We start from the raw sequence: 12,990 nt of genomic DNA, 5'->3' as shown, positions 1-12,990 counted from the left end.
TTTAAATCGCTTGCCTTGCTTTACGGTATTCTCCCGGGGTGACATGCTCTTTTTTGCGGAATGAGCGGATAAAGTTTTGCGGTTTATGATACTGGAGCCGCTCCGCAATCTCTCGAATGGTCATGTCCGTCTCAACCAGCCACTTTTTCGCCATTTCCAGTCTGTAATTCATTAAGTAATCGCTAAAGGTCGTTCCGAATTCTTTTTTGAAGATATTGCTTAAATAGTTCGGATTATAATGCAAACGGTCTCCGATTTGCTCCAGCGTTATTTCCTGATCGTACTCGGATCTGACGATGACGGCAATTTCTTCGGACAAACTGCGGAACTGCTTGTTCGTTTTGTCTTTCATATTTCTTACCATCGGGGAAATAATTTCATCCACGAGCATCCGTTCTATTTCTTCGGGATTTCTCGTCTCCAACAGCACATGATACAGGGCGTGATTGTCCTGCGTCAGCAGGACCTCGATGCCGAGAAGCTGTTCCAGCTGGATCAGATTGTTCACGAACCGGACAAGGGCTACCTCGAAATTCATCGAATATTTATTTTTCTTCATCATTTCGGCAAGCAGCAGATACAAGGTGCGGCTGACCTGCTCTTCATCACCGAGACGAATGGCGTCAAACAGCTGGGACTCCAGTTCGACCGGATAATGAAGCAGGACCGGACCGGAAACGACCATGGAGATGTCTTCATAAAAAATGATCGATTCCTTGCCCAGATTAAGGCGATGATGCAGTGCCTGTTTGCCCATTTCACAAGCCTCTTTGCTCTCCAATAAACTTTCCACCGTTTTACTGATCCCGATGCTGATGGATACTTTCAAATATTCCCTGGCTTTTATCATCAAGGAAGTAGCTTGTTCAAACAGTTGCTTGCGGATTTCCGGCTCGGACCTGCCCGTGAACCTCAGAATGGTAGCCTGGGTTTTATCGTTCAAAATAATGGGAAGCAGCCGCTGTTCCGGCGGGATCTGTTCTTCCGCCAGCTTGTTGATCGCCAACAGCAAAACATCCTTGTCCGAGGCTTCGCGTTCACCGAGATTATCCAACTGAATCAGCATCGTTACATAAGATGTATTTTCGGTTAGCCGATACCCCAATCGCGGCAGCTTTAAGGCCAATTCTTCCGCAGAAACACGGTTACGGAACAAATTCATGATCAACTGCGTTTCAAGCTGCGGCTTTTCCGCTTCCATCAGGTTCTCCAGGCTTTCTTTCTCCGTCAAAATCGTATCGATGGAATGAATAATCGTCTCGATTTCATTTTTGGAGGCTTCCTTGTCATCCAGGGACAGGCTGCGTTTGATTTGCCGGATCGGCCTGGTAAAGTAAACGGCTAAAATATAGGCCACGATAACGATTAAGAACGTCAGAACCGTTCCCATCGTGATGATCCCGAATTTGGTCGTTTTAAGGGCACCGGCGATCTCCTTTTGATCCAGCAAGGTCAGGTAGACCCAGTTGTTATAATCCGATTGGGCATAGATGACTTTTAACGGCGAGCTAAAATTGTCCGCCTTTTTCAGGGACAGCGTCCCGCTCTGTTCGCTTTCTTCCGAAATCCGGGATAGCACTTGCTTCAATTGCTCCTCGCTGAGACCGGATTCGGCGGGGCTGCTTCCATACATCAGTTCGCCCTGCTTATTCAAAATATACACGACGCTATCGTCGCCGGTCTGAATCGTCTGATCCAGCGTATCCAGCGAAATATCCGACAAGGCAATCGCTTGCTTGTTTTTGGAGAACACGGGTAGCGTGTTTACGAGCCGGATGCCCGTTTCCGTTTTGACCCAGAACAGGCTTTGATCGTTGTTATCGATATACGTTTGTATCAATTCCCCCCTTTCATCCTCGGTCAGCTTCGTTAACTTGCCGTTCGCAATCTTCCATTTCTGCTCCAGACTGATCAACGCGTATTCCGTCCGCTCCATCCCCATAGTGGCTATATAGTTAAGCTGAGTGTTCACGTTCCGATACGCGATGAAATCCTGCTCCGTGATCGGATTTTTTACGACTTCGCTGAACGATGTCGTCGTACTGTACGTATCAAACGCGTATTCGATGGTCCGGATTTGCTGCTCCAAATTGTTTTTGGTCTGTAAAATAAAGTTTTGCTTGCCGCCGGCGATCCGCTCGTTCACCGAATTTACCGTGCTGAAATAAATATAACTGGCAAAACTGACCACAAGACCAATCCCAAGCACGAGAATAGGAATGAATATTTTATAGAACAATCTCCCTCGATGCATTTGCGTTGCTCCTTTTCACGTGGAATCCATGGTAATTATAGCGCTTTCAATCCATAAGGGGCAATAACAATTTTCACGTGTGCAATATATATTTACCTTGACTTTTAAAGAAAAAACAAATTAGAATGAAACCGTTAAACTATTCTTATTCCGATGAAAATCCCCTCCGGGAAGAAGAGGTTCTATGGTCACGATTAAAGATATTGCAAAAGTCGCCGGCGTTTCGCATACCACGGTTTCCCGGGCCCTGAACGGAAGTTCGCTGATCAAGCAAGAAACCCGGGATAAAATTGCGAAGATTGCCGCGGAACTGAATTATATTCCCAATTTCAGCGCAAAAAGTTTGGTCATGAAAAAATCGTATACCATCGGCTTGTTTTTTTCCAGTATTGATCAAGGCACTTCAGCGAGTTTTCTTGTCGACGTCATCAAGGGAATCCATCATGCGCTGGACGAAAACTACAGTTTGACGGTGCACGGGATCGACAGCATCCGGCATCTGGACAGCATCTCGCCGTACCGTTTTGACGGTATTCTGGTCATGAGCCAGAGCGATGCGGATAACGAATTTATTTATCATGTAAAAAGAGCGGGCATTCCGCTCGTCGTCCTCAACCGTCACCTGGAGGATCCCGGAATCATGAACGTCGTCGCCGATGACAAATCCGGGGTACGGGAAGCGATCGACTACGCCATTGCTCAAGGCCATCGGAAGCTTGCGATGATTGAAGGCAAAGCCGGGTTCAAGTCGTCCACCGAGCGCAAGCAAGGCTTTATGGACAGTTTGTTGACCCACAGCCTTCCCTCGAGCTCCGAATATTTCGTAAGCGGCGATTACAGCATTGAGAGCGGGTACGTGATGATGGCGTCTTTGCTTGCCCTTCCGATCCCTCCTACGCTTGTGTTTTGCGCCAATGACGACATGGCGATCGGGGCGATGAATGCTTGCTACGCCAGCCGAATAAGTATTCCGGATGATCTGTCCCTGATCGGATTCGACGACATCGTGTTTGCCCGGTACACGAATCCTGCCCTTACGACCGTCCGCAGGCCGATTGCGGATATCAGTGAACTCGGCACGCAAAAGCTGATTGAATTGATGCAGGAACCGCAGACCCCGCCTCAACAGGTCCTGGTAAAAACCGAATTCATGATCCGCAAGACCGTTGTGACGATCCCTGCCGGGGAATGATTTTCAAGCTACGAATATTCTGGAATTATCGACTTGTTCAGAAAAAAAAGAGACGATTCTCTTTTTTTAGCCTAAATTGTTCACGTGTGCATATAATCTTTGGCTCTATTATAGATCAAAAACAAGAAAAGAGATATCCGGGAGGAATAATCATGACATGTACGTTGTTTATTGCGGGGGATTCTACGGCAGCGATCAAGGGGGCGTCCGAAAAACCGATGACGGGCTGGGGCGAATATCTTCAGGATTATTTCGGATCCTCGCTTACCGTTGACAACCGGGCCGTGAACGGCCGGAGCACCAAGTCGTTTCTGGCGGAACGGCGGCTTGCCGCAATCGAGAAGGACCTGCAAGCGGGAGATTATCTCTTCATCCAGTTTGGCCACAATGACGGCAAACTGGAGGACCCTCTGCGCTACGCGGCACCGGATGCCGAATACCGGGAGAACCTCGCTCGCTTTATTGAAAGCGCTCGCCGCAAGGGCGGGACGCCGGTACTGCTGACCTCGGTCAGCCGGCGGCGTTTCCTGGATGGCGGAAATCCCGACCCGCTGGCGGTCGGAGAATACCCCGAAGTCATGCGGCAGGTCGCGGTCGACACCGGAACGGCGCTGCTGGATATTTTTGCGGCGTCGCAGCAGCTATATCGGGCTTTGGGCGTCGACGGCACCCGGCATTTGTTTATGCATCTGCCGGAGCAGGCTCACCCGAATTATCCGGACGGCCTCAGCGACGACACGCATTTTTCGGATGTCGGGGCAAGGCATATTGCCAGACTGGTGGCTCAAGCCATCCAGCAATCTCCTACCCTGCCGGAACTGAAACGGCATCTTAAAGGAACGGCGGAAGGCGCGTTCCCTGGAAAGGGGGCTTGACCGCCGTGAACGTTACTGTGGACCCGGCAATGTCCTCGCCTCCTCCGTTGAATCTGGGAGTGCGCGCCCATGATTTCGGGCGAATGCCGCTGGACAGCCTTATCGCGAAGATCACTCGCTATCCCTTTTCCCATATCCAATTCGCCCCGAGAAAATCGTTTCCCGAAAGCGTTCCGTGTCCTTCCGCTTTAAGTCCCGGAACCGCTGCCTATTATGGCGATGCCTTCCACCGGGCAGGCATCCATCTGGCGGTTCTCGGCTGCTACGTCAATATCGTCGCTTCCGATCCGGCAAAGCGGGAGAAGGCGCTGAACGATTTCTCCACCCATCTGCGCCTGGCCAGGGATTTCGGCGCCAGTCTGGTCGGCACGGAAACCGGCAGTGTCGGAGAAGGCTATACGACGGACAATTTTACGGAGGAAGCCTTTCGGCGGGTTGTGGCTTCCGTCAGAATCATGGTAGCCGAAGCCGAGCGTTTCGGTGTCACGATCGGGATCGAAGCCGGACAGAATCACCCGCTTCATACGGCACCCTTGACGCGTCGGTTGCTTGAGGAAGTGCCGTCAAACCATCTCCAGATCATCCTGGATTGCGCGAATCTGATGTCCCCGGCCAACTATTTGCGGCAGGACCAGATCATCACGGAGGCGATTGAACTGCTGGGCGACCGGATCGCCGTCATTCATCTTAAGGATTTTACAGTGGAACAGGGACGAGTTCAAATCGTCCCTGTGGGGCAAGGGCGCCTGCATTTCCACCCTATTCTCCGGTATATGAAATATAAACGCCCGCACATTCACGGGATTCTGGAAAGCACCCCCGAGGCTGATATGGAGGGAAGCATCGCCTTTTTGCAGCGGATTTACGCAGAGGTATGACCGGTGCCCGTAGTGAGTCACACTACGGGCACCGTTTCTAGTTAGACTGCTGCTATGATCATGATCCTCGCCGGTGTGAAATTCCGATGCCGGCTCTTAGTTCATCGGAATTAAAGTGCCAAAGAACTCAATCGTTTCGATTTGCTTGTCATTAATAAGAGGGGTAAAGGTTTTTACTATAGTGATGGTTTCTCTTAAATGATCCGCTTCGACCATCCCCGTAAAAATACTCGTGGTCTCCGACGTCCCGTCTTTGTAATGGATGATCATCGGATAATGGTCCGAATACTCGTTTAGTCCGATTTCCTTCCACGATTCGCTTGCCGCTTCCGAAATCTGTTTGGTAAAAGCGCTGCTCACCTTTAACGTTACGGAAATCGGGGAGACCGAAATCGATGACCATGTCGCTTCATATCCGTAGAGCGTCAGCTTTTTATCCACCCGGTGCCGTGTTGAGATATTTTTATAATCCAGTTTTAGTCTGGTTTCCCAAGAGCCTGAAATTACGGTCTCATATTCGCCGGGGAAAGCTTCCGCTCCTTCCAGGTTCTCGACTATCAGAGTCGCCTCCCGGCCTGGCGCCGCTTGATTGCTCGCTAAATAACTCATCACCAAACTGATCTTATTATCCTCCGGATTTCCGTCGTCCAATAAAGCAAAATCATAACCGGCGCTGGATGAACCTGTTGAATCCCATTTTAAGTGGCCATGAAAACGATAACGGTCCGCATTGAGAACGGTTCCTTCCGGTGCGGTGAAGTCCATCAAAATATAAATCAAATGGCTGTCGCCGATGATTTGCTTGATTTCCAACGTTCCGTTCTCGTTTGCGACCCGTTCATTAACTACAAAAGCGCCATTTTGCAAATACTGTTCCTGCTCGCTATCGGACGGCTTCAGAAAATTCAGAAACTTCATATCGAGTCCAAAATACGCGGCCGCATAGGCCGTAGTCGTGATGAATCCGATCATCATCGCCAATGCCAACATAGCCGTTCTTACATGTCTCCAGGGGATCGGCCTTCTCTTCTCCGCCTGTCCGCTTTTTGCCGACAACGCCTGAAATAGTTTATCTTTATGCTCCTCCTTCGGCGTCAGCGAATCAAACAGTCCCTTTAGACGGTTCTCGTTCAAAACATTCCCCTCCTCGCAAATCGGCTCTCAGACGTTCGCGCCCCTTAGATAATTGCGTTTGTATCGTGCTCTCCTTGCGATCCAGCAGTTTCGATATTTCCCTTACGGAATATTCCTCATAATAGTATAGATATAGAACCGTTCTGTATTTTTCGGGAAGCGAGAGAAGTTTCGCCAGCACCTCTCCCTGCTGCTCATCGTTTTCCCAAGCCGTCTTTTCCGGCAAAACATCCATATCTATGCGGCGGGACTTCCACCAGCTTTTCAGCACGTCTTTACAATGATTTTTGGTGGCAACGATCAGCCATGCTTTCTCATGCTCACGGTCATTAAACGTTTTGTTGTGCTTGATCAGCTTTAAAAATATGGATTGAACGGCGTCATCCGCATCCGCCGTATTTTTCAAAAGGATGAAACACAGTCTGTATACCGTATCCACATGCCTTTGATAGATTTCGGCAAACTCGTCATCTCTTGGCCCCAAAGCAGGATTGTCCATCGGTTCACCTCCTGTATATAACACGATTAACCTTGTAAAAATATCTTACTTTAAATAAAAAAAGCCCAACAGCACCAATAAATACGGGGCGCTGTTCGGCCTAATTCAATCTACTACATGGCAGCCTCGGTGATTTCGTCCATCGCTCCGGTCAAATGGTGGATCGTCCGCAAATAGCTGACCGTCGGGTTTAAGGAATGCATTATGACCGAATGCGTTTCCGCTTTGCGGTTCGGGAGATAACGGACACCGCTGAGCAGATCGCCCGGCGTAACGCCGGTCGCGACGAACGTCACGCTACCCTGGCCAATCATATCCTCCATATAAAGCAGTTTATGCGGATTCTCCATCCCCATCAGCCTGCATCGTTCAAAATCCTCGGGACAATCAGGAAGCAAACGCCCCTGCATCTCCCCGCCCAGGCATTTGAGCGCCGCAGCGGCAAGCACGCCTTCCGGCGCCCCGCCCGAACCGACGTACATGTCCACTTCACCGTCCGCTGCGGCCTCGATGGCTCCCATCATGTCGCCGTGGCCGAGGAGTTTGATCCGTACCCCCGCTTCTCGCAAATCCGCAATCATCTCCCGATGCCGCACGCGGTCCAGAATCGATACGGTCATTTCGGATAAGGGCTTACGCAGAATTTTCGAGGCTTTGGCGAGCGTAACCCCGATAGAATCGTCCAGGGAAAGATGGCCGGCCAGTGCCGGCCCGACCGCCAGCTTCGCCATATAGATATCCGGAGCATGGAGCAGGTTTCCTTCCGGAGCTGCGGCAATGACGGAGATGGCGTTGTTGAGCCCGTTAGCTACCGTCTCGGTTCCCTCCAGCGGATCGACGGCGATATCGATTTTCGGGCCGCGGCGGTTGCCGACTTTTTCCCCGATATAAAGCATTGGAGCTTCGTCCATCTCCCCTTCGCCGATTACGACGGTACCATCCATGTCCACGGCTTGAAACAGCTTCCGGATCGTTGTAGTTGCGGCCTCGTCTGCACCGTGCTTGTCGCCTCTCCCCGTCCAGCAAGCCGCCTCAAGCGCAGCCGCCTCTGTAATGCGCGCTAATTCCAAAGCAATATGGCGTTCCATCGTTCTCCCTCCAAGACTCATATTTATTTAGTTTGTTTCATGATCAACACGGCCGTTTCCTCGATCGCCTTCCCCGTAACATCGATGACCGGGCAGCCCAAGGAATCGTAGAGGTTCCGGGCATATTCCAGCTCCTGCGTCACCCGTTCCAGAGAAGCATAGTGCGCCTGATCGGGGAGTCCCATCGATTTAAGCCGTTCCGCCCGGATGTTCACCAGCTGCTCCGCATCGATCGTCAAGCCGATGAGCTTGTTCCGGCTGATTTCGCTGAGCTGCGTCGGCGGAGCCAATTCGGGAACGACCGGATAATTCATCACCTTCAACCCTTTATGCGCCAGGAAAATCGACAGCGGCGTTTTGGATACCCGCGAGATCCCGAGCAGAACGAGATCGGCTTTCAAAATAGCGCCCACATCCTTGCCGTCATCGTTGTTGACGGCGAATTCCACCGCTTCCACCCGGCGGAAATAATCCTCGTCCAGCCGGTGCAGCAGCCCCGGCAAGCGCTTTGGTGTATCGTTAAACGTATCGATAAAAGCCTGCATCATCGGCCCCATAATATCGACGGCCCGAACATTGAGCCTTACGGCCTCTTCTCGAATGGCTTCCCTGAGCTCCGGCTGGACAAGCGTATAAGCGACAAATCCGCCCCGCCGGTAAACTTCATCCATCACCTCGATGATCTCATCTTCCGTACGGAGATTCATCACGCGCTTGATTTCTGTGTTCGGCAGTTCAAACTGACGAAGCGTCGCCCGGACGACCGCTTCCGCGGTTTCGCCGACCGAGTCCGAGCAAATTGCTATGAAGTGTGCTTGCTCCCGGTTCATCCCATTCCTCCCGTTATTCCTCTGCTAACATTTCGAGCAACATTTTGATGATATTCGTCTTGGAAATCCGGCCGACGACCTTCCATTCCGCCTCTTCGCCTTTATGTGGTGCCGGAACGACGACAGGCAAACTGTCGATCTGATGAGTGATGATTTTCCGCGCAGCCTCCAGTACCGTGTCTTCGGGCGAAACCGTGATCATATTGGCCTTTCGCGTCATAATGAAGCTCACGGGCATCGTAGAAGCCGAAGCGTTCCCGAGCGTCACTTTGAGCAAATCCTTGCGGGAGACTATCCCCGTAAGCAGGCCGTTCTCATCCGTCACGATCAGATGCCCGACATTTTCCAGAAACAGGCTCACCACCGCTTCCTGGATCGTCGTCGTTTCACGAACGACCACCGGCACGCCGTGAACATCCCCGACCTTCATTTCCAGCAAAGCAAGTTTGTTGCCGTTTTCCGACTGGGCCCGTTTCCCCAGAAAATAACCGACCTTCGGCTTGGCGTCGATATAATCGAGCATCACCAGGACGGACAGATCCGAACGAATCGTCGGACGCGTCAAATTGAGCATTTCCGCGATTTGCTCGCCGGTGATCGGCGCATGTTTTTTTACGATATCCACAATTTCCAATTGACGGGATGTCAGTTTGATAATAATCCCTCCGTATTGTTAATCCCCGCTCCATGGGAGCGTCTGTCGGGTTCCTCCTTTTTTTGGTTTATTTTCTGAATATATAGTACGTCATATATAAAAAATAATCAATATATAATACGTACTATATTTTATTTAGAGTGAATCATTCAGTTACGAGCAGATCCTGCTTCAGGGAGGTCTTCACGCAGGGAGCACGATCCGCAGAGTATTCGAAACAGAAAATTGCATTGCTTTGCTTCATGCTTCACGAACGACTTGTAATATAAAACATTGTACGAACCTGCCCAAATCCATTACAATACTTCAGTATGCATTCCGGTATCGGAGGAATGCCAAGACAGCAAACGATCTCGTGGAGGCTCTTAAGGAACCATGCAAAATGCAACTTCAACTCAAGTAAAAATCATTACGGCCGATCCTAGCGGAATCGGCCTGTTCGGGCTGGCGATCGTAACCCTGGTCGCATCCTCGCAAAAGCTGGGACTGACTGAAGGCCTGAGCTACGCTATTCCCTGGGCAATATTTTTAGGTGCTTTCGCCCAGCTTTACGCCAGCATTCAGGATGCCAAACATAACAACACTTTCGGGATGACCGCTTTCGGGGCGTACGCCTTTTTCTGGTTCGCCATGGGCTTTAGCTGGCTGATCAAGTTAGGGGCGCTCGGTCCGGAGCTGGCGTCCGGCATCGACGGCAAGCAGCTTGGCTTTGCCTTCGCCGGATATCTCATCTTTACCTTGTTCATGACCATCGGTGCCATGGAGACGCATAAGGTCCTGTTTTTCATTTTCGTATTGATCGATGTTCTTTTTCTCGGGCTTAGCCTGGATGCATTCGGCATCGTACCGGAAGTATTCCATAAACTTGCCGCATTCGCGGAATTGGGCATCGGCCTGCTTTCACTCTACGGCGCAGGCGCTGCGGTGCTGAATGTTCATTTTGGCCGGGTATTCATGCCTGTCGGCCGTCCGTTCGGCATTTTCAAGGACCGGACTTAAGCACACACCGTATTCCAACCAAGCAAAATGCAAAAATCAAAGCCGCCTGCTGCGCTCCGATACGCGCAACAGGCGGCTTTGATTTTTCTTCCTTTAATTTTGACTGTTGATCTCTTCATTCCGCTTCTTAACGCTTCTAGACGCGCCGGCGGGAATAAAACTCGGTTGCAAGAAACAAGATCCCCGCGGCAAGCGAAGCGAAAACCGCAAACAAATACATGCTCTCTCCCCCATACAGATCCGCCAGTCTTCCTCCGATGACACCGCCCGTCATGCCGGATAATCCGAGATACACCATGCTTAACAGGGAGAATCCGGTCGCGCAGAGCTGCGGCGGAAGGATCCGGGCGACGTAATGCATGGAAACAATCCAGAATACCGCAAATGTAACGGCCGCTCCCGCTTGCAGTGCCAGCAGCACCCATGGATCATCGGTTAAATAGTACATCAGCCAGCGCAGTGCGTACACAAGACCGACAATCCCGATCAGCACATATTCGTGAATCCGATTGATATACTTGCCGATCAAGGCAAATACGGGAATCTCAACGGCAGCCGCAAGCGCCCAGGCCCATCCCACCATGGAATCGGAAGCTCCTAATTCCTTCATGTACAAGCCAAGCATGACATCGTTCATGCGGTGGGGTACTGAAATGATGAACACCATGAACAAAAACCATAGGAAAGATTTGTTCGTAAAAAGTTCTTTTATAGATTTCAGGGACATGCCTTCCCCTTCGGCCGGTTCATCGCGCAGAAAAAACAACAGCAAGAGCGGCACAATCCAGGCAGCCCAAAGCAAATAAGGCAATTTGGCGATTCCTCCCAAAGCGGCCAGCAACAGTCCCCCTGAAAGAGAAACCACGGTATAGCCCATGGAGCCGAATAACCGAAGCGAACCGTAAGCAACGCCTCTGCGCTCCGCCGACTGGACGGAAATGCTGTCGAGCAGCGGCATGGAAGGCTGGAAGAAGAAGTATAGAGACAACACGAAACATAAAGTCAGCGCGTAGCTCGTGCCGGAATTAAACAAGCCTATGCTGCTTGCGATAGCCAAACTCCACAGCAGAAATATCATGATCTTTACCGCACGCAGCCGATCGCTCAAATATCCCCAGAACGGCTGGATGAGGCTGGCCACGAACGGGCCGATCATCATGAGAAAACCGACCTGGGAAGAAGAATATCCCAAGTCGGCAAAGTATAAGGGCAAAAACGGTGCAAGCACAGCCAATATTGCATACTGCCAAAAATTCAATCCACGGAGAACCCGCATTTGTCTGTCTTGCGGTGATTTACTTTTCTTCTTGTTGCTCAAAATTCGATCTCTCCATTTCATGTCGCAGGCATATGTTAGCTGTACAATCACATTCTATCATCACATGAGAGCAATAGGATAGTAGTTTCTCTTCTTCGAGTTGACGGTTTTTTTGCGTTGATAACCATCGGGAGCAAAACAAAAGAAACCGCCCCAAAAGGGGCAGTTTCTCCTTAGTTCTATTTATAGAGATCAAAGTCCTTCACGGTTTTCCCGGTCCGGCCGGACCGGAAAATAGCTTCGATCAGGTTCAGCACACGCAATACTTCATCATTGCGGACGATCGCCTCGTCCGTGCCTTCTATGACCGCAGCAAAATTGTCATAAAAGCTGCTGCGCTGAGCGAAAGGTTCTGGCAATACTCCCGTGAGGGTCGCCATTTCCGATGGAGGAGCCATCGTTTTGGTCAAACCGACCCCGGCCTGAATCGGTTTCGGCTCCACGATTTCCGCATCGGGATTCCGGGTCACGATCCGGCCCGTCATCGACCAGTCTTCAATCACGCCCGTACCTTCCGTTCCCTTCACATACCAGCGAGGAAGCGTAATGAAATTGGTGGTTCCTACCTCGACCAGAGCGGATACCCCATTTTCGAATTGCAGCAGGGCCTCAAACCCGTCATCCACCTCATCACCCAAAATAAAGCTCAAGTTGCTGCTTACGCTCATAATTTTGCTGTCGATCATAAAGATCAATTGGTCGAGCAAATGGACGCCCCAATCCAGCAGCATGCCGCCGCCATGCGCTTCAAGATGACGCCAGTCTCCGGGGATTCCGTTCGCCCCGTGGACTCTCGACTCGATCCGGAACAGATCGCCGATCGTTTTTTGCTCGTACATTTGTTTGATGATCAGGTAATCCTCGTCCCAACGGCGATTCTGGTGCACCATCAACACCTTGTTCGCCTGCTCCGCCGCCGCCGTCATCACTTCGAAGTCTTCCACCGACATCGTGACCGGCTTTTCGCAAATGACATGCTTGCCAGCCGCAAATGCGCTTAGCGCCAGGTCCTTGTGCACATCGTTCGGCGTCGCAATGAGGACGATCTCCACGGCGGCGTCGTTCAAAACCGCTTCATAGCTTTCGTATGCCGGATAGCCGTCCTGCTCCGAAACTTTTCCGCGGGTTTGATCAATATCATAAGTACCGATCACTTGAAGCCGGCCGTTATCCTTGATCAGTTTGGCATGGTAGCTCCCCATGCCGCCGTAGCCTACGATGACTACGGAATGTTTGTCGTGATGATCCATTGTCGTTCTTTCTCCTCT

Annotated in this window: 12 protein-coding genes; 4 read left to right on the top strand and 8 right to left on the bottom strand. The window is 50.9% G+C overall.

The window, feature by feature from the left end:
- Nucleotide 1: 1 nt before the first annotated feature.
- On the bottom strand, nucleotides 2-2,254 hold the full coding sequence (locus ACLB09_RS00475) for a helix-turn-helix transcriptional regulator (protein ID WP_410767784.1): 2,253 nt from the start codon (nucleotides 2,252-2,254) through the stop codon (nucleotides 2-4).
- A 184-nt stretch (nucleotides 2,255-2,438) separates the two neighbouring features.
- On the opposite strand from ACLB09_RS00475, the gene ACLB09_RS00470 reads away from it, so the two are divergent.
- From ACLB09_RS00470 to ACLB09_RS00460, 3 genes are all read left to right on the top strand, one after another.
- Nucleotides 2,439-3,446 (top strand): LacI family DNA-binding transcriptional regulator, encoded by a 1,008-nt coding sequence (locus tag ACLB09_RS00470; RefSeq protein WP_410767783.1) that lies wholly within the window; start codon nucleotides 2,439-2,441, stop codon nucleotides 3,444-3,446.
- Nucleotides 3,447-3,598: 152 nt separating this feature from the next.
- A complete protein-coding gene (locus tag ACLB09_RS00465) occupies nucleotides 3,599-4,321 on the top strand; it encodes a rhamnogalacturonan acetylesterase (RefSeq protein WP_410767782.1) in 723 nt (240 codons plus the stop codon).
- A gap of 5 nt (nucleotides 4,322-4,326) precedes the next feature.
- Nucleotides 4,327-5,199 (top strand): sugar phosphate isomerase/epimerase family protein, encoded by an 873-nt coding sequence (locus ACLB09_RS00460; RefSeq protein WP_410767781.1) that lies wholly within the window; start codon nucleotides 4,327-4,329, stop codon nucleotides 5,197-5,199.
- A gap of 96 nt (nucleotides 5,200-5,295) precedes the next feature.
- Here ACLB09_RS00460 and ACLB09_RS00455 read toward each other — a convergent pair whose 3' ends face one another.
- From ACLB09_RS00455 to ACLB09_RS00435, 5 genes are all read right to left on the bottom strand, one after another.
- Entirely contained in the window at nucleotides 5,296-6,333 is a 1,038-nt protein-coding gene (locus ACLB09_RS00455; RefSeq protein WP_410767780.1) for a hypothetical protein, read from the bottom strand.
- Nucleotides 6,302-6,832 carry an RNA polymerase sigma factor gene (locus tag ACLB09_RS00450; protein ID WP_410767779.1) on the bottom strand — a complete coding sequence of 177 codons (531 nt, stop codon included), beginning with the start codon at nucleotides 6,830-6,832 and terminating at the stop codon, nucleotides 6,302-6,304. Before ACLB09_RS00450 ends, ACLB09_RS00455 begins: the two co-directional genes overlap by 32 nt.
- 113 nt (nucleotides 6,833-6,945) lie before the next feature.
- Nucleotides 6,946-7,920, bottom strand: coding sequence for a class II fructose-bisphosphatase (gene glpX / locus ACLB09_RS00445; protein WP_410767778.1), 975 nt, complete (start codon nucleotides 7,918-7,920; stop codon nucleotides 6,946-6,948).
- Nucleotides 7,921-7,943: 23 nt separating this feature from the next.
- Nucleotides 7,944-8,750, bottom strand: a complete 807-nt coding sequence (locus ACLB09_RS00440; protein WP_410767777.1) for a pyruvate, water dikinase regulatory protein — start codon at nucleotides 8,748-8,750, stop codon at nucleotides 7,944-7,946.
- Nucleotides 8,751-8,763: 13 nt separating this feature from the next.
- On the bottom strand, nucleotides 8,764-9,384 hold the full coding sequence (locus tag ACLB09_RS00435) for a helix-turn-helix transcriptional regulator (protein ID WP_410767776.1): 621 nt from the start codon (nucleotides 9,382-9,384) through the stop codon (nucleotides 8,764-8,766).
- Nucleotides 9,385-9,780: 396 nt separating this feature from the next.
- Here ACLB09_RS00435 and ACLB09_RS00430 point away from each other — a divergent pair, with 396 nt between their 5' ends.
- Nucleotides 9,781-10,404: an acetate uptake transporter gene (locus ACLB09_RS00430; protein ID WP_410767775.1), complete on the top strand. Its 624-nt coding sequence runs from the start codon at nucleotides 9,781-9,783 to the stop codon at nucleotides 10,402-10,404.
- Nucleotides 10,405-10,540: 136 nt separating this feature from the next.
- On the opposite strand, the gene ACLB09_RS00425 is transcribed toward ACLB09_RS00430, so the two are convergent.
- Both ACLB09_RS00425 and ACLB09_RS00420 read right to left on the bottom strand, forming a co-directional pair.
- A complete protein-coding gene (locus ACLB09_RS00425) occupies nucleotides 10,541-11,722 on the bottom strand; it encodes an MFS transporter (RefSeq protein WP_410767774.1) in 1,182 nt (393 codons plus the stop codon).
- Nucleotides 11,723-11,901: 179 nt separating this feature from the next.
- Nucleotides 11,902-12,972, bottom strand: a complete 1,071-nt coding sequence (locus ACLB09_RS00420) for a Gfo/Idh/MocA family protein (RefSeq protein WP_410767773.1) — start codon at nucleotides 12,970-12,972, stop codon at nucleotides 11,902-11,904.
- Nucleotides 12,973-12,990 lie beyond the last annotated feature (18 nt).

The organism is Fontibacillus forbon, from assembly GCF_046559655.1.
GTDB lineage: Bacteria > Bacillota > Bacilli > Paenibacillales > Paenibacillaceae > Fontibacillus.
This window is presented reverse-complemented; position numbering and strand designations above follow the sequence as displayed.